This window comes from Psychromicrobium ferritrahens (genome assembly GCF_043789415.1).
In the GTDB taxonomy this organism is placed as follows: Bacteria; Actinomycetota; Actinomycetes; order Actinomycetales; family Micrococcaceae; genus Renibacterium.
On sequence record NZ_JBDLLW010000003.1, the window covers coordinates 325,191 to 347,754 of the forward strand.

General features: G+C 59.1%; 25 protein-coding genes and 1 tRNA gene. 16 read left to right on the forward strand and 10 right to left on the reverse strand.

The genetic code is table 11. The annotated features are described in order from the left end of the window. Positions 1-14: 14 nt before the first annotated feature. Both ABDK06_RS13515 and ABDK06_RS13520 read right to left on the reverse strand, forming a co-directional pair. Entirely contained in the window at positions 15-1,547 is a 1,533-nt protein-coding gene (locus tag ABDK06_RS13515; protein ID WP_394941883.1) for a threonine/serine exporter family protein, read from the reverse strand. 22 nt (positions 1,548-1,569) lie between these two features. Then, positions 1,570-2,649: a lipid II:glycine glycyltransferase FemX gene (locus ABDK06_RS13520; protein ID WP_394941885.1), complete on the reverse strand. Its 1,080-nt coding sequence runs from the start codon at positions 2,647-2,649 to the stop codon at positions 1,570-1,572. A 184-nt stretch (positions 2,650-2,833) separates the two neighbouring features. Here ABDK06_RS13520 and ABDK06_RS13525 point away from each other — a divergent pair, with 184 nt between their 5' ends. From ABDK06_RS13525 to ABDK06_RS13570, 10 genes are all read left to right on the forward strand, one after another. Next, positions 2,834-3,328, forward strand: coding sequence for an Asp23/Gls24 family envelope stress response protein (locus ABDK06_RS13525; RefSeq protein WP_394941887.1), 495 nt, complete (start codon positions 2,834-2,836; stop codon positions 3,326-3,328). Continuing rightward, positions 3,325-3,516 (forward strand): hypothetical protein, encoded by a 192-nt coding sequence (locus ABDK06_RS13530; RefSeq protein ID WP_394941889.1) that lies wholly within the window; start codon positions 3,325-3,327, stop codon positions 3,514-3,516. The genes ABDK06_RS13525 and ABDK06_RS13530 overlap by 4 nt, the downstream gene beginning before the upstream one ends. Further along, positions 3,513-3,938, forward strand: coding sequence for a hypothetical protein (locus tag ABDK06_RS13535; protein WP_394941891.1), 426 nt, complete (start codon positions 3,513-3,515; stop codon positions 3,936-3,938). The genes ABDK06_RS13530 and ABDK06_RS13535 overlap by 4 nt, the downstream gene beginning before the upstream one ends. Then, on the forward strand, positions 3,935-4,555 hold the full coding sequence (locus ABDK06_RS13540) for an Asp23/Gls24 family envelope stress response protein (RefSeq protein ID WP_394941893.1): 621 nt from the start codon (positions 3,935-3,937) through the stop codon (positions 4,553-4,555). The genes ABDK06_RS13535 and ABDK06_RS13540 overlap by 4 nt, the downstream gene beginning before the upstream one ends. After that, entirely contained in the window at positions 4,552-5,160 is a 609-nt protein-coding gene (locus tag ABDK06_RS13545; protein WP_394941895.1) for a hypothetical protein, read from the forward strand. The genes ABDK06_RS13540 and ABDK06_RS13545 overlap by 4 nt, the downstream gene beginning before the upstream one ends. A gap of 39 nt (positions 5,161-5,199) precedes the next feature. After that, on the forward strand, positions 5,200-5,466 hold the full coding sequence (locus tag ABDK06_RS13550; protein WP_394941897.1) for a CsbD family protein: 267 nt from the start codon (positions 5,200-5,202) through the stop codon (positions 5,464-5,466). Between the two features lie 109 nt (positions 5,467-5,575). After that, positions 5,576-6,139 carry an RNA polymerase sigma factor gene (locus tag ABDK06_RS13555; RefSeq protein WP_394941899.1) on the forward strand — a complete coding sequence of 188 codons (564 nt, stop codon included), beginning with the start codon at positions 5,576-5,578 and terminating at the stop codon, positions 6,137-6,139. After that, a complete protein-coding gene (locus ABDK06_RS13560; RefSeq protein ID WP_394941901.1) occupies positions 6,136-6,741 on the forward strand; it encodes an SH3 domain-containing protein in 606 nt (201 codons plus the stop codon). Before ABDK06_RS13555 ends, ABDK06_RS13560 begins: the two co-directional genes overlap by 4 nt. Beyond that, positions 6,741-7,082, forward strand: a complete 342-nt coding sequence (locus ABDK06_RS13565; protein ID WP_394941903.1) for a hypothetical protein — start codon at positions 6,741-6,743, stop codon at positions 7,080-7,082. Before ABDK06_RS13560 ends, ABDK06_RS13565 begins: the two co-directional genes overlap by 1 nt. 16 nt (positions 7,083-7,098) lie before the next feature. Then, positions 7,099-7,842 (forward strand): copper homeostasis protein CutC, encoded by a 744-nt coding sequence (locus tag ABDK06_RS13570; protein WP_394941905.1) that lies wholly within the window; start codon positions 7,099-7,101, stop codon positions 7,840-7,842. 64 nt (positions 7,843-7,906) lie between these two features. Here ABDK06_RS13570 and ABDK06_RS13575 read toward each other — a convergent pair whose 3' ends face one another. Both ABDK06_RS13575 and ABDK06_RS13580 read right to left on the reverse strand, forming a co-directional pair. Beyond that, on the reverse strand, positions 7,907-8,149 hold the full coding sequence (locus ABDK06_RS13575) for a DUF2630 family protein (protein ID WP_394941907.1): 243 nt from the start codon (positions 8,147-8,149) through the stop codon (positions 7,907-7,909). 60 nt (positions 8,150-8,209) lie between these two features. Further along, the gene (locus tag ABDK06_RS13580) at positions 8,210-8,932 is read right to left on the reverse strand and encodes an AAA family ATPase (RefSeq protein ID WP_394941909.1); all 723 of its coding nucleotides are present in this window, start codon (positions 8,930-8,932) and stop codon (positions 8,210-8,212) included. 138 nt (positions 8,933-9,070) lie between these two features. Here ABDK06_RS13580 and ABDK06_RS13585 point away from each other — a divergent pair, with 138 nt between their 5' ends. Further along, entirely contained in the window at positions 9,071-10,579 is a 1,509-nt protein-coding gene (locus ABDK06_RS13585; protein WP_394941912.1) for an APC family permease, read from the forward strand. Positions 10,580-10,651: 72 nt separating this feature from the next. Further along, positions 10,652-11,323 carry a DNA alkylation repair protein gene (locus ABDK06_RS13590; RefSeq protein ID WP_394941914.1) on the forward strand — a complete coding sequence of 224 codons (672 nt, stop codon included), beginning with the start codon at positions 10,652-10,654 and terminating at the stop codon, positions 11,321-11,323. Between the two features lie 719 nt (positions 11,324-12,042). Here the strand turns inward: ABDK06_RS13590 and ABDK06_RS13595 are convergent. From ABDK06_RS13595 to ABDK06_RS13610, 4 genes are all read right to left on the reverse strand, one after another. Beyond that, on the reverse strand, positions 12,043-12,270 hold the full coding sequence (locus ABDK06_RS13595) for a PLD nuclease N-terminal domain-containing protein (protein WP_394941916.1): 228 nt from the start codon (positions 12,268-12,270) through the stop codon (positions 12,043-12,045). A 14-nt stretch (positions 12,271-12,284) separates the two neighbouring features. After that, positions 12,285-12,989: a hypothetical protein gene (locus ABDK06_RS13600; protein WP_394941918.1), complete on the reverse strand. Its 705-nt coding sequence runs from the start codon at positions 12,987-12,989 to the stop codon at positions 12,285-12,287. Between the two features lie 808 nt (positions 12,990-13,797). Then, positions 13,798-13,871 (reverse strand) — tRNA-Thr (locus ABDK06_RS13605). Positions 13,872-14,025: 154 nt separating this feature from the next. After that, the gene (locus ABDK06_RS13610; protein WP_394941920.1) at positions 14,026-14,961 is read right to left on the reverse strand and encodes a DsbA family protein; all 936 of its coding nucleotides are present in this window, start codon (positions 14,959-14,961) and stop codon (positions 14,026-14,028) included. Positions 14,962-15,260: 299 nt separating this feature from the next. On the opposite strand from ABDK06_RS13610, the gene otsA reads away from it, so the two are divergent. The 4 genes from otsA to ABDK06_RS13630 all read left to right on the forward strand — a co-directional run bounded on the left by otsA (position 15,261) and on the right by ABDK06_RS13630 (position 20,149). Continuing rightward, positions 15,261-16,673, forward strand: a complete 1,413-nt coding sequence (gene otsA, locus ABDK06_RS13615; protein ID WP_394941922.1) for an alpha,alpha-trehalose-phosphate synthase (UDP-forming) — start codon at positions 15,261-15,263, stop codon at positions 16,671-16,673. Continuing rightward, positions 16,673-17,455 carry a trehalose-phosphatase gene (otsB, locus tag ABDK06_RS13620; RefSeq protein ID WP_394941924.1) on the forward strand — a complete coding sequence of 261 codons (783 nt, stop codon included), beginning with the start codon at positions 16,673-16,675 and terminating at the stop codon, positions 17,453-17,455. The genes otsA and otsB overlap by 1 nt, the downstream gene beginning before the upstream one ends. Positions 17,456-17,558: 103 nt before the next feature. Continuing rightward, a complete protein-coding gene (locus tag ABDK06_RS13625; RefSeq protein ID WP_394941926.1) occupies positions 17,559-18,641 on the forward strand; it encodes an ABC transporter ATP-binding protein in 1,083 nt (360 codons plus the stop codon). A 107-nt stretch (positions 18,642-18,748) separates the two neighbouring features. After that, complete coding sequence (locus ABDK06_RS13630) at positions 18,749-20,149, forward strand: DUF4032 domain-containing protein (protein WP_394941928.1); 1,401 nt, start codon at positions 18,749-18,751, stop codon at positions 20,147-20,149. Between the two features lie 56 nt (positions 20,150-20,205). Here ABDK06_RS13630 and ABDK06_RS13635 read toward each other — a convergent pair whose 3' ends face one another. Then, on the reverse strand, positions 20,206-20,802 hold the full coding sequence (locus tag ABDK06_RS13635) for a hypothetical protein (protein WP_394941930.1): 597 nt from the start codon (positions 20,800-20,802) through the stop codon (positions 20,206-20,208). Between the two features lie 77 nt (positions 20,803-20,879). Further along, positions 20,880-22,247: an FAD-binding oxidoreductase gene (locus ABDK06_RS13640; RefSeq protein ID WP_394941932.1), complete on the reverse strand. Its 1,368-nt coding sequence runs from the start codon at positions 22,245-22,247 to the stop codon at positions 20,880-20,882. Positions 22,248-22,564 lie beyond the last annotated feature (317 nt).

The window sequence follows — 22,564 nt, forward strand, 5'->3', positions numbered from 1 at the left end:
GCCGCTCCGACAAGTTAACGACGGCGATTTCGCCTCGGATCGATGCCAGCGGAAAGCTTGCCGAGTTTTGTCAGCGGCCGAGCGAGGTTGTCTCCCAGCACCACCCCGGCGGCGACGCCCATGATCACCACGATCGCATTGAACAGGCCGATCACACCGTCCAGGGCCGAATCATTCGAGATGGTCAGCACGAACATCGCCCGGAAAATCGAGAGCCCCGCCAAGAGAAACAGGATCGAAGGCACCGCCACCACCAGCTGCGGCGCTCCCAACCGCAGGGCGATCAGCCTGGCCAAAATGCCGACCACGGCGGCCGCCACGGCAGGTGCCAGCCTGGTGCCCAGACCCAGCTGTCCCACCACGAAGAACACCGAGTATCCCAGAACTCCCACCATGGCGGTGGGGATCAGCAGTCTCGGCGAGGTCTGCTCGACCACGCCGATCAGCACCGTGGCGAAGAGGATGAGCAGAAGGGCTAAATAGAGCGGCAGCGGTTCAGACTTGGGGGCGTCGATGACAGACTTCGCGTTGGCGCCCAGCAGCACGCCGAAAGCCGAAGCCACCGCGATACCCGAGACAATGGCGCCGAAGGTGAGGAACACCGAGAGGAATCTACCGGCAGCGGTAACCGGAAAGCCATTGATGGCATCCTGCACCGCGGAGACCAGCCGCCCCGAAGGCAGCAAGAGCAAAATGCCACCGGTCACCACGGCGCCGGGCTGAATCGGGATCTCAAAGCGGACGAAGGCCAAAGCGATCGCGGTGACCAGGAAAGCCCCGGTGGCGGTGATGAAAAAATCCGGTACCCGCCAGCGGGAGAGCCACCGGCTCAGCAGGCCGACCAACAGGGTCGAGCCCATGGCGATCAGTGCACCCGCCAGCCCACCACCGATCACCGCCACCACGCAGGCGGCAAAGACGCCGCTGCTGGTGGTGACCATCCAGCGTTGATAGGGCTTCGGCCTGCGCAGAATGTCATTGAGCCGGCGCTGAGCTTCTTCTCGCCCCACTCCGCCGGAAACGATCTCGGTGACTAGCTGATGAACCTGGGTGAGCCCCGCATAGTTATTGGTCCAGGAGCGTACCACCCGCAAAAGGGTGATCGGGGTGGCGTTTTTCGGCGCGTAATTGATACTGACCGACTGGTTGGTGATGTCCACTTCGATGTTCCGCAGGCCAAAGGCAGCCGTCACCGCAATCATGCTGGTCTCGACTTCCAGCGCTCCCGCGCCGAACCGGAACATCGTCTCAGCGAGCAGCAGGGTGAAGTCAATGGTCTTCCGCGCGGAGTTATCCACGCCACCGACTTGAATCATCGGATTCGCGTAAGGGCTGCCGGCCAGGCGATCGACGATGCTCATCGGCGCGGTGGGCGGAGCATCGCTCTGCACTAATCTGCGTAGCCCGCGCCGAGCCGCGAAATTCTCTCTTGAACGCTGCACACTGGGAATCTGTTTCGACGTCGGACGCGCCTCAGCGGGCCGCCCCTGGTCCCGCTTGGCAGCCGGGCCTTGATCGTCGTGCCGGGAGCCATCGTTGGCGTTCATGGCGCTCCTCCTTGGCTGAAAATCAGTAGAACTGCTGACCTGTGCGTCGGGTATAGAGCTGCCTGGCGATCCGCTCGCCGGCCAGTTCCCACAGCCGGTATTTCAGCGGGCTCAGCACGAGATCCCAACAACCCACGAAGTCGGTCACCGTTTTGCTGAACGACGTTTTGAAAAGTCCCAATCCGTAATGTTGGTGTGTGGGGTCTTTGAGCCGGTCAGCGGGCGGTGTACCGCAGAAGTCGTATTCCACAATGGGCGTTTCCAGTTGCTTCAAATCATTGATGGCGACCCACTGGACGAGATGAGAATCGCCGTAACGGGAGCGCTTGATCAACGAACCGCCGTCTTTATAGGTGCCTTTCCGCCCGTAGTTGATCACAAAGGCACCGACTGCGACGTGGCCATCTTCGTAGACAAAGTAGTGCCTGCCCTGCCCACGGCTGATAAAGCCCTGCCAGAACTTCCGGTAATACTCGAATTCCCTGAGCTCGGTTTTACCTTTTTCCGCGATGGTCCCGGCCATCAGCTGGTACATCGTGCGGAAATTTTCTTCGGTGGCGGCTACCTGCTCGACTTCAACTCCCTCGCGTTGAGCCCGGCGAATCGCGTTCCTGGCCCTGGAGGACAAGTTACGCATCAGCAGATTCGGTTCAGGGCTAGTATCAAGGAGGGCCGTGGAATCGTTGGGCTGCAGATTGGGGGTCTTGCGCATCCCGGAATCTCTCAGCACCTGCCTCACCTCCGGCGTATCGACCACATCGGGCTCGATGCGCAAGGCGAAGACATTCATCCGTTGCTGATCGATCAGCCGGCGGACCGCTCGCAACGCATCCGGAATATGCTCCACCTCGGCCATATCCGGCCCTTTGATGAGGTACCACAGCTTGCCGAGCAGCGGAACCGATTTCTCCAGCACCAGGTTGTAGCTGGTGTACTCCGCTGATTCAATGGCCAGAAAACGCGGATTCCAGCCGTAGTCCGCTTTGACCTCGGCAAAAGCCGCGGATTGCAGCAGATTGCCTCCTTGCGGATTTGAGGTGACCAGGGCATCCCAGTTCTCACGTTCTTGGGAACTGGCAAACCGGGCGGTAAAAGCTGGCAATGACTTTCCTCGCTTCTTTCACAGGGGCGATTGCTCCAGTGTAGCCGGGCAGACCCCCACGATTTCCAATCACGCTCGACAGCCCGGCAGTGATGTGATCCAGATCATAGTGAATAAGGCGTGACGTTTCCGCACCGGCGTCCGACTTACTTCTGAAAGCATCAATCAACCATCAGGAGAGACGATGAGCACACCGGCACATAACACCGCAAAGTCCGCGAGCAGCACAAGCGCTCCAGCGAAGGCTGCCAGCCCGAGCAGCGCAGATAACGCTTCCAATGCGGGCAAAACCACCATTGAAGACGCGGTAGTAGCCAAGGTCGTCGGCATCGCCACCCGTGAAGTTCCCGGAGTGTACGCTCTGGGCGGCGGCGCTGCTCGAGCTCTAGGCGCTATTCGTGACGTGGTAGGCAACACCGATCTCACTCAGGGAGTCTCCGTAGAGGTCGGCGAAAAGCAGGTCGCCGTGGATATCACCCTGGTAGTCGAGTACCCCTCGCCGCTCAAGGGCGTGGCGGATCAGGTTCGCTCCGCCGTTTACGGCGCGGTGGAGAAACTGGTTGGCCTGGACGTCGTCGAGGTCAATATCACGGTCAGCGATATCCACATCCCCTCCGATGACAAGAGCTCGGACACTCAGGATTCCGCTAAGGCCATTGAAGGGAGCCGAGTCGAATGAGCGGCACAGTCACTGGTATCGCAATAGCCGCCGTCCTGGCAGCGGCAGCCCTGGCCTTCGGCTTCTGGGGATTCATCCTGATGCTGATCTTCATGGTGGTGGGAGCCATTCTGGGTCGCACCTTCGAAGGAAAGCTGGATCTGCGTGGCGTCTTCGACGCACTGACCGGCAAACGGACCTCCTCATGAGCCAGGCCGTCAACACCCCCGATCAAGAAGCCTGGGCAACCGCCCCGCAGGCAGCCGGTACGCCGGTCACCGGCTCTTTGGCCGGCTACACCCGGATTTCTCGGACCGCTTTGAACCGGGTGCTGGCGGCCATCGCTGCGGATGCCTTCAGCTTGAAGGCATCTCAGGTCAAAGCACAGGCCACGGACGACGGCGGGAAGCTGGCCATTGAGGTCAGCGTTCCAGTCAAGGTTCCCTCGCTCATCGATATTGCGCAGGACGCGAATTTACTGTCCCGAAGCGGTGGAGATTTGGTGGCTCAGGCCTCAGCTGCTCGCAGAGTACTGGGAGCCCGTGCAACGGAACTCACCGGCTCCACGGTTGGGCGGATCGATATCGATCTCTCCAACACCATCACCGAAGGAAAGGCGGCGCTGCAATGAGCACTCAAGTGATGACTTCTGCTGCGGTTTCCAGCGCGGCAGCTACGGCGGCTCAACCCCGGATGATCCGCCGCGAAACCCACCGCTCTAGAGCAGTTATCTCGGTGGTCTCAGCGGTCCTTCTCGTGCTGGTCCTGCTGTGGCTGGGCACCGAGCTGGTGCTGCACTTGCTGAAGCATTCCCCGCTCTTAGCCAGTCCGGCCCAGATGGCTGATTGGTTGATCCGGCTTCCGGAGAGCACGCTGCCCGTCGGCCTGGTATTGGCGGGCATCGGCATTCTGATAGTCGGTGTGATTCTGCTGGTCGCTGCGCTCGGCCCCGGGCGTAAAGCCCGCAGGGTTCTGCTCAGCGAGCGCAGCGCGGTAGTGGTCGATGATTCGGTCATCGCCTCGGCGCTGGCTCGCACCGCAAGCCGGATCGCCCGAGTGCAACCCGAGCAGGTGCTTGCACAGGTGCGGGGGTCACAGGCTAAGGTCGAAGTACGCCCGACGTCGGGAATCGCTGTCAACCAACAGTCGATTCAGAGCGGTTTGGAGTCCGAGGTTCAGTCCTGGGACTTGGCCAAGAACCTCCGACTATCCGTCAGTATTAATACCCAAGGAGCTGTGGGCGTATGAGTACCACTCACCGCGGACTGAACCGGCTCCTGCTCCTGATCCTCGCAGTATTCATGCTGGCTATCGGTCTGGCAACCGCCTTAGCCGGGGCTTGGCCCACCGCCCGACAGTACTGGACTGACTCATTGACGCAGAGCCGGAACTGGCTCTCCGAACAACTCGCGGCAAGCCGTATCCAGATCGCCGACTGGCAGATCAGCTGGATCTGGCTCGCCCTGGTAGCTGTTCTGATCCTCGCCTTGATTCTGCTGCTCTGCTGGATCGGATCCCAGGGCGGCGGCAGGACAGGGGTTCTGGAAAGAGAAGAAGCTCCCGAAGGGTCCCTCACGATGCGTGACGATATTGCGCAGAGCACCCTGAAGGAAGCGCTCAACCAAGATGCTCGGGTTCTCAGCAGCTCGGTGAGTGCTTGGCAGATCAAAAAACAGGCTGGATTGAAGATCTCGATTCAGGCTCGTAAAGGGTCCTCGCCCCGGCAACTCGCTGACTCCGTTGAAAACCTGGTGACCGGTCTTGACCGGCTCTTAGGCAGGGAGCTGCCGGTGCTGATCTCGATCAATGCTGGAGCACGTAGCGGCTGGTCACACGAACACCGGGTGCAGTAGCGCCCGTTCCACTAAGAAAAACACACAAAGGAGATAACAATGGGTATCGAAGACAAAGCTGAGAACAAGCTGCAGGACCTGGCCGGAAACGCCAAGGAAGCTGCGGGCAACCTGACCGGCGACAACCAGCTCAAAGCCGAAGGACAGGCCGACCAGGTTGAGGCCGGTGCTAAGGATGCCTTGGAGAACGTCAAGGACTTCGCCCAGGACGCGGTGGAGAACGTGAAAGACTTCGCTCAGGACGCCGGTGAGAACCTGAAGGCTGCTGGCGAGAAGTTGCTGGAAGGTTTCAAGAAGAAGGACTAATTTCTTCCTGAAAAGGTAGGGTTTGCCGGGACAAGTATCCCCCATGACTTGTCCCGGCAGACCCGCTTTTAACCCTGGTTCCGGATTCCGAAGAGGAAAGGCGAGGCTTGTGGCGGACACCCGACCGAACAAAATCAGTACTGCAAGCGATGCTTTCCTGGTTGAACGCGCCCTGGACGGCGACGTCGCCGCCTTTGAGACCTTGGCACGCCGTTATGCGCTACTGATGCGGTCATATGCCACTAGATTGCTCAGCTCCAACGCCGAGGCTGAAGACGTCGTTCAAGAGGCCCTGATAGTAGCCTGGAGCACGCTCGGCACGCTACAGGAACCGAATAAGGTCAAAAGCTGGCTGCTACGTATAGTCAGTCATAAGAGCATTGATTTGCTGCGGAAACGTAAGGACAACACCGACCTCGAGTCGGTGGAGATCGCCAGCCCCGAGTCCGGATCTCCGGAGCGCCAGGCGCTGGCGGGTTCACAGTTGAGTGCGCTGTCTTCAGCGCTTAGCCACCTTCCCGACGTCCAACGAAGGTGTTGGGTACTACGCGAAATCGGCGAGAACAGCTATCAGGAGATCGCCGAAGAACTCGATCTCAGTGTCACGGCGGTCCGTGGGCAACTTGCCAGGGCTAGAGCAGCCCTTATGAAAGAAATGGAGGAATGGCGATGAGCAAAACACCCGATCTGCTCAGCTGCGGCCACTCCCTTGATCAGCTCAGCGACTATCTGGCGGCCGGAAAGCAACCGGCCGATCCATACATCGATGCTTGTGCTGAATGCCAAGCTGCACTCCATGCCCTGGAGCAGCTCAACACGCTGACCCGTGAACTTGTTGACCACGATTCACAGGCTCAATCAGAAGAAGACACCGACTGGCTGGGATCGATCTTCAGCAATATCGCCTTCGAGGCTCGCGCGGGCCGCGACATTCCGCTGCATGCGGAACCCGTCGAGGCTGAAGCCGATCCCGAGGATGAATTGAGCCAGACCGAAGGCTCGGTCATCGCCCTGATCAGGGCGGTTGGCGATGAGCTGGACGGTGCGATGATCGGACGCTGCCGACTGATCGGAGAACTGGCCGATCCTGGGTCGGCGGTCATCGTGGATGTTCGGGTCACCGCCCTGTGGGGCCCCCCGTTGAGAGCGCTAGCCGATGAGCTGCGTCTTAAGATCCGTGAAACACTGGAGCAGCATACGCAGTTGAAGATCAGCGCGATCGATATCTCGATCGTCGATATTCTGCACGAAACGAACCAGGGAGTTGGTGATTGATGAGCGGGGCAGATTCCGAACAACTTGTCGATGCACTTAACTCGGTGGTACTGGCGGTGGACGGCGTCAACGAGCTCTATCCGCCGCAGAGCGTAGTGCGCAGCGCAGCAGATCAATTCCTGGCCTTTGTCCGAGGTGATGAACCGCCGCCGCTGCGTACCGTGCTGGTCGAATCCCATCAGGATGGCTTGAAAGTCACTGCCCGAATCGGCATCGACCTGGACCATCGGACTCCTGAAGTGGTGTCTCAGGTTGCGGTGGCGATCAGGGGTTTCGTGCATCAGCAGATCAACCCCGAGGTGCGATGTGTCACGTCGGTGCACGCGGTGAGCGTCCAATGAATGATCGGGACCGCCCTTGAAGTTAGAAATCGCTGTAGCCTCGGCCGCCGGAGCAGCTACTGCGGAGCACGCAGGAGCCGACCGGATCGAGTTGTGCAGTGCACTTGAACTAGGCGGGGTCACGCCCTCCGCTGGGCTGATCGAGGCTTCCCTGAGCGCAAGCAGGCTACCCGTCCAGGTGCTGATCCGGCCTCGGCCAGGAGACTTCGTTTACTCTGCGGAGGAGCTTCACACCGCAGCACGAGAAGCCCGCTGGTGCGCTCAGCAGGGAGTTGCCGGCGTCGTCCTGGGTGCTCTATCCGCGAACGGAGAGGTAGATCTTCAAGCAACCGAGCAGCTCATTGCAGCTGCTCGCTCGGAGAACCCTGACTTGGAGATCGTCTTCCACCGCGCCATCGACCAAGCGGTCAATCCGCTCGGGGCCTTGGACGCGCTCTTTGCGCTGGGCGTGAAAAGAATTCTGACCTCCGGCCAGGCACCTCGGGCCGCCGCGGGAATTCCCACCTTGAAAGCCATGGTGCAGGCAGGCTCAGGCCTGGAGATCATGGCGGGCGGGGGTGTGCGGATCGATGACATCCCGGCTCTTCGGGACCAGGCCGGAGTCTCCGCCATTCATCTCTCGGCCAAAGCCAAGGGCGCCGCCGCGCGCAGTGCGGCGCTCGCCCTCGGCTCAGCCGACGGCACGGACCCCAACGCCTATTTCGTGACCGATGAAGAACTGGTCAGGGCTGCTGTACGGCGGTTGACAGCGGATTCCTGACGGCGTAACCCGCGGGACGCCGTCGGCGGCTGAAGGGATGCGCTTGCTGCCATTGGGGCCCGGACTACTGGCGGTAGCCTTCCACCTCATCGCTGGAGCGCAGTTCAGCCTCGTTGGGGTTCTCACCGGCATCGATCCTCGCCCGACGCTGCCGAAGCAGGTCCCAGAAACGGTCCAGCTGTACTTCGATCTGGCGCAGTTCGGCGGCTCGGCTGGCGGCGTCGCCCTCCGAAGCAGAGGCACTGCGCAATTCCTGCTCGCGCTGTACCAGGTCTGAAATGTGTCCGTGAATCTCTTCGCTATTCATGGATTCAGGCTACGTCATTTCATCGGGTGTGGAGATCTCTACACTCGATGAACACAGATGCTAGAGCTGCCTCAGGTATCTTTCCGGCGCAGAGAGGAAGGACCGCCAATGAGAAACCAGATCCAGACCTTCCCATTGCCTCGGGCGCAGTCCCCAAGGGCCGACTTCCAGAATCTGCGCCCCGGGAAGAGCCGCGAGGAGTGGCGAGTGAGTGGACATGATCACCTGGGATTCGCCGGCTGCCAGCAGTTCTTTCAGAATCGACAGCAGGCTGAGGCAGCCGGTGAAAGAAAGCGCCGACTCGGGCTCGTCAAGGACCCAAAGTCCTGCTCCTTGGAACCGGTCTGCGGTGAGTTGCAGGAAAGACTCACCATGCGACATCTCATGGAAAGGCAGATCTTGGAGAAAGGTGCTCGGATTTTCCTCCAGATAGGTGAAGAAGCCATGCATGGTTTCCGCCCTTAAGAAATAACCCCTTCGAGTAGCACCGGCGTTCCGTACCAGCTGCAAGTGCTCAGCCAGAACTGACTCGGTTGACCGAGTTGCATGCCGGGCACCAGTAGAGCCACCTTCGGCGGAGAGCCCGTACGCCAGGGCGATCGCCTCGATCAGGGTTGATTTTCCAGAGCCGTTCTCGCCGACCAGAATCGTCGCGGGGGTTAGATCCAATCCCAGCTCTAAGATCTGAGCGACTGGAGGCAGAGTTGCTGGCCAGTGATCCCGGCCGAGGGCGTTTTCCGGGTCCTCAGCCACTCTGCGGATCGGAAATCTGGAGAGAGCCATCCACTTATTCTTTCAGAGGCCCTTCTCAATATCTGAGAAAACCCCCGAAAAAGAAGGTCGGTCACCCATGGCTTGGCTAAGGTTGATAGTTTGGCAGCTAAGGAATCTGGTTACTCGAATGGATACAAGGTAAAAACTATGGGGCTGATGCGCACCAAGTCGATTGAGCGGTCGATGGCGGACTCTGCGGAGCCGGGCCGCACACTCAAGAGATCGTTGAACACCTGGGATCTGATGATCATGGGCGTCGCGGTGGCTGTGGGCGCGGGCATCTTCTCGGTGGGAGCGAAAGCGGCCGCGCAGAACGCGGGCCCCGCCGTCACGATCTCCTTCATCCTGGCCGCCATCACCTGTGCCGCGGCCATCATGTGCTACGCCGAGTTCGCCACCGCAATCCCGGTGACCGGCAGCGCCTATGTCTTTACCTACGCCACCATGGGGGAAGTTCTGGCCTGGGTGGTCGGCTGGAACCTGATTCTGGAATTGCTGATGGCCGCCGCGGTGATCGCCAAGTACTGGGGCGTCTACCTCTCCGATTTCCTAAAGGCGGTCAATATAGACCTGCCCGCTGAAATCCCTCTCGGCCCGCTGACCGTCTACTGGGGGCCGGCCATCGTCGTGGCGATCTTCACCGTGGTGCTCGTACTTGGCACCAAACTGTCAGCGCGGGTCAACAACATCGTCACGATCATCAAAATCGTCATCGTCCTCTTCGTCATCGTGGTCGGGTTCTTCTTCGTCAAGGCGCAGAACTACGCACCTTTCATCCCACCGGCACAGGACGCTCCGCCGAGCACGGCGAGCGCCTTGACCCAACCGTTCCTCTCCTTCTTATCCGGCTCCGCTCCCGCCATGTACGGCTTCACCGGAATCATTTCCGGCGCAGCCCTGGTCTTCTTCGCCTTTATCGGTTTCGACGTCGTGGCCACCAGTGCTGAGGAGGTCAAAGACCCGAAGCGCACCCTGCCGCGAGGTATCTTCGCTGGGCTCGCGGTCGTCGCCGTGCTCTATATCCTGGTCACCCTGGCGGTCACCGGAATGGTGCCCTATACCGAGCTGGCGAAGGCCGCAGACCCCTCCTTAGCAACTGCCTTCCAGCTGGTGGGAGCAGACTGGGCGGTGGTGATCATCTCTCTGGGTTCACTGATCGGTCTCACTACCGTCATCATGGTGCTGCTGATGGGGCTCTCCCGGGTTTCCATGGCGATGAGCCGCGATGGCCTGCTGCCTCGGGCTCTTTCACGTACCTCTGATAAACGTGCCACACCGGCGCACACGCAGATCATCTGCGGCGTCGTAGTGGTGGTGCTGGCCGGCTTCACACCGATTGAATTGCTGGGTGAGATGATCAATATCGGAACCCTCTCCGCCTTTGTCATGGTGAGCATCGGAATCTTGATCCTGCGCCGCAAGCGGCCCGATCTGAAGCCTGCGTTCAGGGTGCCTTTCGGGCCTGTCATCCCCGTACTTTCGGCCCTGCTCTGCATCTATCTGATGTTCAACCTGGCGACTCAAACCTGGATTTTCTTCGCTGTCTGGTCTGTTCTTGGTTTGGCGATCTATTTCGCCTACGGCAGATGGAATTCGCAGCTGGCCCGTGAGGAAAAAGCACTCAAAGTCCAGAAGGCCGCCAGCGAGAGTGAGTAGCAGCACGACTCACTTGGCGAATTGCGCATTCCTTGTAGGCTGAAGAGCAGACCTTATCTACAGGGGGCTGAAGTGGCAGAGACGACACTGGCTCAAGTGAGGGCCGAGCTGGCCGCGCTTGAAGATCCGAAAATGCGCGCCATCAATGAGAAGCACGGCGATGACCACGGCGTGAATCTCAGCAAGCTACGAGCAGTTGCAAAGCGATTGAAGACGCAGCAAGAACTGGCGGCAAAACTGTGGCAGACCGGTGATACTCCGGAGCGACTGCTGGCAATCCTGATCTGCCGTCCCAAGCTGTTCGAGCGCGATGAGTTGAACACCATGCTGCGGGAAGCCCGGATTCCAAAAGTGCAGGATTGGCTGATCAACTACGTGGTGAAGAAGAGCCCGCACTTCGAAGAGCTACGCCAGAACTGGTTTGCCGATGCTGATCCGGTGATCGCGAGCGCGGGCTGGGCCCTGACCACGGAGAAAGTGGCAAAAAACCCCGAAGGCCTTGACCTTCCGAGGCTGCTCGACACCATCGAAGCTGAGATGAAGGACGCTCCGGAGCGTCTGCAGTGGGCGATGAACCACTGCCTGGCACAGATCGGAATCGAGCACCCGGAATATCGGGCTCGGGCCATTGAGATTGGCGAGCGGCTGGAAGTGCTCAAGGACTACCCGACCCCGCCGAACTGCACCTCGCCCTTCGCCCCGATCTGGATTGCTGAATTGGTACGACGGCGGGAAGGTCAGTAGATCGCTCTGAACGTCATCGAGAGGCTGAATCGAGTGTGCAGATCTACATCTTAAAACACCTTCAAACGGTGTAAATCTGCACACTCGATTTGAGATGAAAGTAAGAGAGCCCCCTGCCAGATTCGAACCGGCGATCCCCCTGTTGACAAGACAGGTGCGACAGACCATGTTGGCTTTTATTCATAAGGGCACCACACCTTCCGGGGAGTTTTGGGGGAGAATCTGGTCTAACCTAACACCCATCATTCATCTCACAACTTTGACCTTTCAGCTTCAACGAAAGCGTCCATCTTTGCTAGGATTTCCTCCAGATGCTTACGCCACAGGCGATCATAGATGTCCCATGTATTCAGTGCGAATTTGTGGCCGCACATGTGCTGAATGGTCTTGATGTCTGCGCCAGAGTCCTGCATTGCTGGGGAGCATACTGATTGGGAATGGCAACCTTATACGGGAAGCTCACCGCACTCTGACGCTATCTATGTCTCAATCACGGACAACTCTGTGTGGAGTGACAACTGCGGCACCGCGCAAACTAGCTATAACGACGAACCCGCATGGGGCGTGGGTAAGACTTACAGGAAAAGGAAAACCCGGCCCAACCGAGGAAACCGCTCGTGGCACCACCTCCGAAAAACATTCATACGCGGCAAACTCGCTGCATAAAAATAGTCCCCGACACCTCAAGGTGTCGGGGACTATTTTTATATAACAGTATTTTACTTGAAAGTTTGCTGACTTTTACTTCCAATAATAAACCAAAGGATTGCACCAAGGATAGGGAAGAACAAAACAATCAGAATCCAAAGTGCTCTAGCAGTTGGGTCCAACATTTTTTCCTTAGCTATCTGGATAAGCGCAGTAATCCAGAACACAATAACTGCTGCCGCAATAATCCCCGATATTATGGCGAAGATTACCATTCCGACTGTCTCCAATTCATTCACCCCTCAATTAGTCCTTAACCGACCGTACCACCAAAACCGGAGATAGTGCCGTTCGGGTAAAGAACCGCAGTCATATCTACGTCGTAGCTGGCCACCTGGACACCGGCTACAACCACGCGCACAGTCCATGCTGAGTAGAGGTTGCGTTGGTTGAGCGTACCGCTTTCGCTGCAAGCCTTATCAGACAGGTCAACACCTGGTCCTGCGTAGTTGGTGAAGCAAGCGTGAGAACCCTGCCAACCATAGCGAGATTCGGTAACCCAAACTTCCTTACCGTCATAGTAAAATTGCCCGTTCTGGGTGCGAGTGTATGTCCCCCCAGTAGTGAACTGCGACCAATGATTGGTCTTGATGACATGCACCGCAGCCGCAGCCACCAGATCAGTTTTCTGAGCACTGCTCAAGCTACTATCAGCCAAGATTTCCTTGGCAGTAACGGTTTTGGGAGTGCCGAGGCTGACACTAACTTTCGCTCCGCAGCTTTCCATTACCGCTGTACCACTTTTTGCGGCGGTCAAGGCGACATTTTTGATGCTACAAGTAGCAGCTTTTGCGCTCTCGACAGTTGAAGCATTTGCCGGTTCAGCCATCCCCAAAACAGACAACAACACTCCTCCTGCCATGCCGACAGCGAGAATCTTGCCTGCAAAATTCGTTACCTTCATAACCAACCTTTCAATTAATACGGAGTGTTTATTAATACAGTTCAACCATTTCAACGAAACCTGAAAGAAAGCTGGTGATTTGATAACGGAGGAATCACGGATACTGTGAGTGCGTCTCAGGAAAAACACAGAATCAACTTCAGAGAGTCCCGCACATTGGCGGGGCTCTCCGAAGTTAAGTGGTCTTGACTTAGACGAGTTGCCAGGCTTCAAGGACTTGCTGTTCTAGCGCTTCCCTCGCCGCGGCGTAATCATCGCCCTCAACCTGAATATTCCGTATCTCGGTGGGCCGGATGATGCCTTCAAGTCACATATGACAGGCCTATTCGACCTTATAGACACTATTGCCAATAGCTGACAAAGCGGCCTCATCAAAATCCAAAAACTCTCCACCATCCCACCTAACCCACCCAACAGAAGCCCACCACCACAGCACCGTAGACGAACCCAATCTCAGCCGCCAAGACAGCCTTTAGACGCGTCACGGATCGCCTTCATTTGCGCATCCAAGCTTTTACCCTGCTTCAATGCAGGCACACGTCTTTGCCCATCTGGAGGAGGTCAGCATCCGGCAGGGTACCGGTACCCGCCTCGGCGAGACCTGGCTTCACGATTTTCAGGAAAGACTGATCAGAAGCAATACTGACCGGGTTTCCGCCGCACGAGGATAGTGAGGGTGCCGATGATGACGGCGGCGATGGTGAGTTTTCTTTTCATGGGGATGCTCCAGAATCGGGGGAGGTTTGGGGGAGGAATTGATGACATATGAGGCCCTATCAAGGTGGTCCCCGCAGATGATTCCGGGCATAGAAAATCCCGCGATTCCCCTTATAAACACATGGAAAGCACGGGATTTCAGGTGAGCCCCCTGCCGGATTCGAACCGGCGACCCCCTGTTTACAAGACAGGTGCTCTGGCCAACTGAGCTAAGGAGGCGTGAGCGCCAGCGGAAGAAGTATCCGAAAGCGCCTGGACAAGTTTAGCCCAGATATTCAGGGCACGAAAAACGCCTCCTCGGGCACCAGCAGCCGCGAACAGCAAGCCGGTGCCCGAGGAGGCGCCTCAAAGAACTTAAAGAATTCAGGGAAATTTACTTCTTCGCCGCCTTGGCATCGATGATTCCCTGCACGAAAGCCTTGAAATCAGTGAACTGGGCCTGTGCGTTACCCTCGAACTTCTGCCCATCCACGTAGATCGTCGGGGTGGCGTTAATACCGCTCAAACCAGCCTGTTTAGTGACGAAGTTGACCAAAGGCCTATACGTCCGATCATCTACGCAGCTGTCGATATTCGCTCCGAGATCTTTAGCATATTGTTTGAGTTGGTCATTGCTAAGGCCAGCGCTGCCTTCCGAGGGCTGGTTCTCATAGAGCTTGGTGAAGAAATCCAGGTACTTCTCTGGGTTGTTATTCGCTACGCAGGCAGCTGCCGCAGCGGCACGCGAGGAGTAGTTGGTGGTGGACTGCTGATCGAGCAGACCGGTGGGACGGTACTCGAAGGTGACCTTGCCCTGATCTGCGAACTCCTTCAAAACCGAAGCATTCGCCGTTTCAAAGACCTTGCAAACCGGGCAGATGAAATCGATGTACACCACGATGCTCACCGGCTGGCCTGCGGCGCTGGCTTTGATGCCGATGCTGCCCAGATCGCGGGCAGCTGCGGAGGCAGTGCCGGTCGGGGTCGGTGCTGCGGCCGCGGTAGGAATATTATTCGTATCCACGTTCCCGGCGGTCTGCGCCGGCGGAGTGACCTTGCCGTCCTTGCCGATCGTGACGCCGCCGAAAGCGTTGGCATTCGCAGGTACCGGTCCGCTGTTGGCGATCGGAGCGTTGTTCTGCATGGTGGTCACCACGATAAGCGTGACCACGGCAATGATCGCCAGCGCGGCAATGACGACTCCGCCGCGGATGAACCAACCGTTCCGCTTCTGCTTCTTGACCGCGGCTTCCCGAATCAGTCGTGCTTGCTCGCGGGCTGCCGCGGTTCGCTCAGCCTTGGTCATTTTCGGTTGGTTCTGTGAACTCATCGTTCCTCATGTCTGTGCGCGGCTCACGCCGTGAATAGTCAACTTCTCCATTTTAGAGGCAATCCCGCATAGACACCTCATCGGGCCTGGGATCTGTTGAAACCCACAGCGCTCCCCCAGCCTCGAAAGCAGCTTCAACCCCGGTCTGCGAGTCCGGCCCGCAAAGCCTTGACGCCCTTCCTCGAGCTCATCGCGGGCAACTCATGAGGCCTTCGCAAAACTCCGCGAGGAGCCGGAAAACCGGCTGTCAGCCAACTATGGATAAGCTATTAGCGGGACTAAACGGCAGGGAGCAGACAATGTCAGCTAACGATAAATCCAAGAAGAGCACCAAAAAGTTCGATTTCATCGTCGTTTCCAACCGTTTGCCCGTGGACCGCGTCGAAGGCTCCGAGAAAGATGACTGGCGGCGTTCCCCGGGCGGTTTGGTGACGGCGTTGGCGCCGGTGATGGGCAAATCCGATGGCGCCTGGGTGGGCTGGCACGGCGCCCCCAACGAACAGCTGGATGCCTTCACCCACGATGGAATGCGACTCATTCCGGTTCCACTCAGTGATGAGGAAATCGAACTTTACTATGAGGGCTTCTCCAACGCGACCCTCTGGCCGCTCTACCATGATGTGATAGCTCCCCCCGAGTTCCACCGAACCTGGTGGGAGTCATACCGCACGGTGAATCATCGCTTCGCCGACGCGGTTGCCAAGTCTGCCGCTCAGGGTGCCACTGTCTGGGTTCAGGACTATCAACTTCAGCTGGTTCCCAAGTTCCTCCGCGAGAGTCGTCCCGATCTACGCATCGGGTTCTTCAACCACATCCCCTTCCCGCCGCTGGAGATCTACGCCCAACTGCCCTGGCGCCGCACCATCCTGGAAGGCCTGCTGGGCGCCGATCTGATCGGCTTCCAACGCCCCAATGACGCCAGCAATTTCCTGCGTTGTGTCCGCCGCTACGTCAATGCCACGGTGAAGCAGAACCAGATCAGGATCGGCGAGCGCACCGCCCGCGCGGAAGCCTTCCCGATCTCCATCGACACTGGCCAGATCTCCGCCCTCGCCGCCACTCCGGAGGTTCAGGAAAGGGCCAGCCAGATCAGGCGAGACCTGGGGAATCCGAAAACCGTGCTGCTCGGTGTCGATCGCCTCGACTACACCAAGGGCATCAGGCATCGGCTGAAAGCCTTCGGCGAGCTCCTCGAAGAAGGCCGGTTGAATGTCGGCGATGTGACGCTCATTCAGGTGGCCAGCCCAAGCCGCGAGCGGGTGGAGAGCTACCGGATGCTCCGCGAAGAGGTGGAGAGCACTGTCGGCCGGGTCAACGGCACCTTTGACACCATCCAGCACACCGCGATTCGCTATCTGCACCACAGCTATCCGCTCAAGGAAATGGTCGCGCTCTACTTAGCGGCCGACGTCATGCTGGTCACCGCGCTGCGCGACGGGATGAACTTGGTGGCCAAGGAGTACGTCGCCACCAGAGCGAATAACGACGGCGCACTGGTGCTCAGCGAGTTCACCGGGGCAGCTGACCAGCTGCGCCAGGCGATCCTGACCAACCCGCACGATATCGATGGCTTGAAAGACGCGATCATGGCTGCCATCACCATCCGCCCAGCCGAGTCGGCGCGACGCATGCGATTGATGAGACGGCAGATCCTGGATCACGATGTGGAGCGCTGGTCCCAGGAATTCCTCAACCAGCTCCGTAGCGTCTGATGCTCAGCACTGACTTGCAGAACGCGCTGAAGCAACTAGCGAGGACTCCGAGACTTTTGGTGGCGATGGATTTCGACGGCACTATGTCTCCGCTGGTTCCCCGAGCCGAGGACGCCCGAGCGCTGCCCGCCAATGCAGAGGCCTTCGCCGCCTTGGCCGAACTTCCGGACACCGTGACGGCGCTCATCTCGGGCCGCGCCCTGGCCAGCTTGAGGCAGTCCGCCAGCCCGCCGGAGCATACCCTGCTGATCGGCAGTCACGGTGCGGAAAGTTGGTTCGGCCCGGGAGCTTCGCCCCTTGCACTCACCCCGGAACAAGAAGACCTGGTTCGGCAGACCACCGAGATCTTGCGAGGAGTTTCCGGAAACTATCCCGGAGTCACCGTCGAACTGAAGCCCGCTGGGGCGGTGCTGCATACCCGGCAAAGCGCCGAGGAGACCGCCGAGGCGGCCGTCACCGCGGCGATCGAAGCTCTGGCGGCACTTCCGATCCAGCTGCACGAAGGCAAACGAGTCCTCGAAGCTGCTGTACTGAAAGTGGACAAGGGCCAGGGCCTGGAACTGCTGCGGAAACGTACTGGGGCGACGGCGATCCTCTTCGCCGGAGATGACACCACCGATGAGAACGGCTTTCGCGCACTGCTAGCTGACGACGTCGGCGTGAAAGTCGGCGACGGCGAGACCGCAGCGGCCTTCCGGATCAGCTCAGTGACCGAGACAGCAGAACTATTGGGGACGCTTTTGAGCTTTCGGCGGAACCATACCCAACCACACCGAGTGTGACGCTGCTCACGCTGAAAGTGTGAAATAGTGGATGGACAACTGAATATCAACCATTCACTACGGATCGTTCGGCACGTACCTGCCGATGAAGGGATAGATAACTGTGGCTACAGTTACTTTTGATAACGCTACCCGCTTGTATCCGGGCACTGATAAGCCCGCCGTCGACAAGCTGAACATTGAAATCGCCGATGGCGAATTTCTTGTCCTCGTCGGGCCCTCGGGCTGTGGGAAATCCACCTCACTGCGTATGCTGGCCGGACTCGAAGACGTCAACGCGGGCCGGATTCTGATCGGCGACCGTGACGTCACCGATATGCCGCCGAAAGATCGCGATATCGCGATGGTCTTCCAGAACTATGCGCTCTATCCGCACATGACCGTCGCAGATAATATGGGCTTCGCCCTGAAGATTGCCGGCGTCAGCAAGGAAGAGCGCGCGCAGCGCGTCCGAGAAGCCGCCAAACTGCTCGATCTCGAGCCCTACCTCGACCGCAAGCCGAAAGCTCTTTCCGGCGGCCAACGCCAGCGCGTCGCCATGGGCCGTGCCATCGTCCGTAACCCCCAGGTCTTCCTGATGGATGAACCGCTGTCCAACTTGGATGCCAAGCTCCGCGTGCAGACCCGCACCCAGATCGCTTCGCTGACCCGGCGCCTCGGCGTCACCACTGTCTACGTCACCCACGACCAGGTCGAGGCGATGACCATGGGAGACCGGGTTGCGGTTCTCAAAGACGGCATCTTGCAGCAGGTGGACACTCCTCGGAATCTCTATGATCGCCCGCAGAACGTCTTCGTGGCCGGCTTCATTGGTTCCCCCGCGATGAACCTGATCGAACTGCCCACGGTTGACGGCGGAGTGAAGTTCGGCGGCGTGGTCTACCCGGTGCCTCGCGAGGTGCTCAACGACGCGGCTGGCAATACGGTGACCCTGGGTGTGCGTCCGGAAGATCTGGAAACGGATCCCAACGGCGAGGGCCTGCCGGTTGAGGTCGACGTCGTCGAAGAGCTCGGTGCCGACGCCTATATCTACGGCCACACCACGCTGGACGGCAAGGACTACGACATCGTCGCTCGCGTCGATGGCCGCCGCCCACCGCTCAAGGGCGACACCGTGCACGTCCGTCCCCAGCAGGGCCACGTCCACCTCTTCGACAGCGCCTCGGGTCTCCGCCTGGGAGACTAACGCGGCATCTCACTCTAAGAGAAGCTAGTAGCTAAGATGGCTCCGGACGTCGCCTCGCCCAAGCGCGATGACGTTCGGAGCCATCGCCGTCCCGAGAAAGAACAGCTATGACCGACGCCCAATGGCGAGACGAGCCCACCAACTTCGATCAGCACGGAAAACTACCTCGTGAATCCGAGGTTCCCAGTTCCGTCCTGGGTTCGCTCAATATCACGGCGGCCGCCAGCGATCCTGAATTGCTGGATCTTCCCTGGCATCTCCGACTGGAGGACTGGCCGAGTGAATACCTGGCAGCACTGCCTCGCGGCATTTCACGTCACGTGGTGCGCTTCGCTCACCTCGGCGATTCGGTCATCGCGATCAAGGAGACCGGGGAACACGTAGCTCGGCATGAATACCATATGCTGCGCAAGTTGCAGCGGCTTGATGTGCCCTGCGTCGAACCGGTGGCGGTGATCACCGGGCGTCGTACCGCGGAAGGCGTCGCTCTGGATCCGGTACTGGTCACCCGGCATCTGAAGTTCTCCTTGCCCTACCGAGCGCTTTTCTCCCAGATGCTGCGCAAAGACACTCTGACCCGGCTGATCGACGCTCAGGCACTACTCCTGGTCCGGCTGCACCTGATCGGCTTCTATTGGGGTGATGTCTCGCTCTCCAATACGCTTTTCCGACGCGATGCCGGAGCCTTCGCCGCGTATTTGGTGGACGCCGAAACCGGTGAGCTCTATCCCGATCTCTCAAGTGGTCAGCGCGAATACGATCTGGAGATCGCCCGAGTCAATATCGCCGGCGAGTTGATGGACCTGCTGGAGGGCGGATTGATCGACGGCGAAGTCGATCCAGTGGCCACCAGTGAACTGATTATGGATGCCTACCGCCGGTTGTGGGCCGAGCTGACCGATCAGGAATCCTTCGAGCTGGGCGAACGCTGGCGCGTTGGCGCTAGAATCCGGCGACTCAACGAACTCGGTTTCGACGTCGAAGAGTACGCGATCAAGACCAATCCCGAGGGTTCCACCATCCAATTGCAGCCCAAGGTCGTGGACGCCGGCCATCACCAGAGGCGGCTACTGCGGCTCACCGGCTTGGACGCTCAGGAGAACCAGGCAAGACGCCTGTTGAACGACATAGATACATACCGGGCGGACAACAACCCCGATCTGGATGAGGAAATCAGTGCGCACTCCTGGGTGCGCCATGTCTTCGAGCCGATCGTGCGTTCCATTCCCCGCGAGCTCTCCGGGAAGCTGGAACCCGCCGAGGTGGTTCACGAAGTGCTGGAGCACCGCTGGTATATCTCCGAGAAATTAGATCGGAATGTGCCCTTGGCCGAGTCAGTACAGTCCTACCTCGATACCGTACTGAGGCATCGCAGGGACGAGGCCGCACTCATTATCACCGCAGACGATGACACCATGAAGCTCCTCGAGGGCGGCGTGCTGAACGACGCCGAAGATAATGCCGCCGAAGAATATCCCGACCAGGAACAGCCTCATCGGATCCGCTGATCCGGATCCTAGGAAAGCCCTCCTGAGCGGCTCCACGGACGAAGAGGCGCAAGTTTTTAGTGGTGTGCGGCTTTCGGCCTATTGAGCGCGAATATCCCCACTGCCCCTCCGGCAACCACCACAACAGCTGCCACGATCAACAGCACGACCAGTAGATTGGGACCCGGATGATTGTCACTGGCGGAGGCAGGCGCGGGCGCGCTGGATAGCTGGGTAACGCTATTACTGGGCCGGGCGGAAGTGCTTTCGCTGCTTGTCGCGCTCGCGGTACTCGAGCTAGCAGAGCTGCTCGCCGCTGCCGAAGTCGGGCTGCTACTGGGCTGAAGGGTCTGAACGGTGGGAGCCGGCTGCTCAGTGATTTTCACTTCCGGGGCCGGGGTGGCCAGCTGCGAAGGCAGAGTCGGCCTTGGCTTGATCAAACCACCACTCCCTGGCTGCGGAGCTTTGGGGGCATCTTCAGTGGCTGGTGGGGCGGGGATCGCGGTGCCGGTGCCAGGGCTGGCGGGAGCCTCGGTCTGATTGCTGCTCGGCGGAGCCGTCGTGCCGAACTCATCAGCTTGAGCAGTAGAGCCCACTCCGATCAGAGCCAGTGCGCTGAGCACGAGCACCGCCGGTGCTTTGGCATTTCGGATTCTAGGCTTATCTAATTTCACTGAGTTCTCACGGTTTCGGTGTGGCACATATCACTGCGTATGAATATATCATCGGCATCATCGGGATATCTGCGGAATCAGATCGCTTTGCCGGGGTTCAGTAGCTGCTCGGGATCGAAGAGCAGTTTGAGCCGGCTCTGCAGCTGCCTCACCTCGAGGCTTTGCTCTTGGCCGAGCCAGCGCAATTTGAATTGGCCGATTCCGTGTTCGCCGGTGATCGTACCGCCCATGGCCAGTGCTAATTCGACCGATTCATCGAGCGCCGCATTAAGTCTGTTGATGCCCTCCCGATCCTCGTCTTGAATCCAGAAAGTGGGGTGCAGATTACCGTCACCGGCATGAGCGACCACGCGCACGTTCACCGAATGACGGGCGGCTAGCAGCTCAGTCGCCGCGATGTAATCGACCAGCCTGGATCGGGGTACCGCGACGTCTTCGCCAACCCGGGTTTCCAAATCGGCATCCATTCCCCGGGAGTTACGTCTCAGCTCGAGAAGTCGATGGGCCTCCTCCGGGTCTTCTTGATAGAGAGTGCCACCCAGCGGCGCCACCGCAGCGGCCACTGCCTCTGCTTCAGCCTGAGCTGCAAAACCGTCCGTCTGAATGAGCAGCAATGCACCACCGCGACTACGCAGCCTGGAATGCATTCTGTTGTCAATGTCTTGCATCGACGCTCCGTCGAGAAGCTCCATAATTGCTGGCTGAACCCGGGCCTTGCCTACTGCGAGAACGCCGGCGGCAGCGGTGCGGAAATCCTCAAAAAAGATAGCCAGGGTCCGCGAGGAAACCGGCAGATACTTCAGCCTCAGCGTCGCGCCGACCACGATGCCGAGCGTTCCTTCGGAACCGACGAACAGGCCGGTGAGATCGTAACCCGCCACGCCCTTGAACGTTCGGTGTCCAGTGTGGATGAGGGAGCCATCGGCTAATACCACGTCAAGAGCTAACACCGAGTCACGGGTGACGCCGTACTTGGCGCAGCGCAGGCCACCAGCGTTGGTGGCTATATTGCCGCCGAGGGTGGAGAGCCGGTAGCTGGCGGGGTCAGGTGCATACATCAGCCCATAGGGTTTGACGGCTTCGTTCAGTTCAGCGTTAATCACACCGGGCTGCACCACGGCTATCTCATCTTCGGGATGGATCTCGAGAATCCGATTCATCCGTTCCAAGCTCAGGATGACTGAGTTCCGGGTGGCGTGTGCCCCGCCCGAGACGCCGGTCCCGGCACCGCGGCTGACCACGGATACACCGTGCTTACCGGCTAATCTCAGCACGGCCTGAACGTCGGACACCTCAGTTGGCCAAATTACGGCCAAGGGTAATTGAAGGTCGACTACCGGGCCTTGATCCACGGAGTAAAAGTTCAGGTCTTCTGCTGCTGAGCTGACAGCGCCTTCGGATAGTAAAGCACGCAGCTCAGAAAGGAAGGACTCGTGAGAAGACATGAACTCATCTTAGTCACTGCGTTTACCGTCAGCTGTTCGAATCGGAGAGCCGTCCGCGCGGGTGGTAGGTGTTTGCTGGGTGCGCGCGTTGTGGCTTTGGTGTGGCGCGGGGGCTGGTGTCGGGTGGTGCTGTCTTGGGGCGTCGGGGTGTCCTGTGTTTGGTGCCTGTGCGCCGGGGTGCCCGAGTGGTGTGTGCCCGGGTGGTGTGTTGTGTTTTAAGTGGTTCAACCCCTAGCGTCGTTGCTAGGGGTTGATCCTTTTGAGGTGTTGTCCGGCGGTGTCCTACTCTCCCACACCCTTCCGAGTGCAGTACCATG

What these genes read in the sequence shown, in the direction of transcription:
- ABDK06_RS13515 (WP_394941883.1), bottom strand. Translation starts at nt 1,547, where the DNA reads ATGAACGCCAACGATGGCTCCCGGCACGACGATCAAGGCCCGGCTGCC.
- ABDK06_RS13525 (WP_394941887.1), top strand. Translation starts at nt 2,834, where the DNA reads ATGAGCACACCGGCACATAACACCGCAAAGTCCGCGAGCAGCACAAGC.
- ABDK06_RS13530 (WP_394941889.1), top strand. Translation starts at nt 3,325, where the DNA reads ATGAGCGGCACAGTCACTGGTATCGCAATAGCCGCCGTCCTGGCAGCG.
- ABDK06_RS13535 (WP_394941891.1), top strand. Translation starts at nt 3,513, where the DNA reads ATGAGCCAGGCCGTCAACACCCCCGATCAAGAAGCCTGGGCAACCGCC.
- ABDK06_RS13540 (WP_394941893.1), top strand. Translation starts at nt 3,935, where the DNA reads ATGAGCACTCAAGTGATGACTTCTGCTGCGGTTTCCAGCGCGGCAGCT.
- ABDK06_RS13545 (WP_394941895.1), top strand. Translation starts at nt 4,552, where the DNA reads ATGAGTACCACTCACCGCGGACTGAACCGGCTCCTGCTCCTGATCCTC.
- ABDK06_RS13550 (WP_394941897.1), top strand. Translation starts at nt 5,200, where the DNA reads ATGGGTATCGAAGACAAAGCTGAGAACAAGCTGCAGGACCTGGCCGGA.
- ABDK06_RS13560 (WP_394941901.1), top strand. Translation starts at nt 6,136, where the DNA reads ATGAGCAAAACACCCGATCTGCTCAGCTGCGGCCACTCCCTTGATCAG.
- ABDK06_RS13565 (WP_394941903.1), top strand. Translation starts at nt 6,741, where the DNA reads ATGAGCGGGGCAGATTCCGAACAACTTGTCGATGCACTTAACTCGGTG.
- ABDK06_RS13575 (WP_394941907.1), bottom strand. Translation starts at nt 8,149, where the DNA reads ATGAATAGCGAAGAGATTCACGGACACATTTCAGACCTGGTACAGCGC.
- ABDK06_RS13580 (WP_394941909.1), bottom strand. Translation starts at nt 8,932, where the DNA reads ATGGCTCTCTCCAGATTTCCGATCCGCAGAGTGGCTGAGGACCCGGAA.
- ABDK06_RS13585 (WP_394941912.1), top strand. Translation starts at nt 9,071, where the DNA reads ATGGGGCTGATGCGCACCAAGTCGATTGAGCGGTCGATGGCGGACTCT.
- ABDK06_RS13610 (WP_394941920.1), bottom strand. Translation starts at nt 14,961, where the DNA reads ATGAGTTCACAGAACCAACCGAAAATGACCAAGGCTGAGCGAACCGCG.
- otsA (WP_394941922.1), top strand. Translation starts at nt 15,261, where the DNA reads ATGTCAGCTAACGATAAATCCAAGAAGAGCACCAAAAAGTTCGATTTC.
- otsB (WP_394941924.1), top strand. Translation starts at nt 16,673, where the DNA reads ATGCTCAGCACTGACTTGCAGAACGCGCTGAAGCAACTAGCGAGGACT.
- ABDK06_RS13630 (WP_394941928.1), top strand. Translation starts at nt 18,749, where the DNA reads ATGACCGACGCCCAATGGCGAGACGAGCCCACCAACTTCGATCAGCAC.
- ABDK06_RS13640 (WP_394941932.1), bottom strand. Translation starts at nt 22,247, where the DNA reads ATGTCTTCTCACGAGTCCTTCCTTTCTGAGCTGCGTGCTTTACTATCC.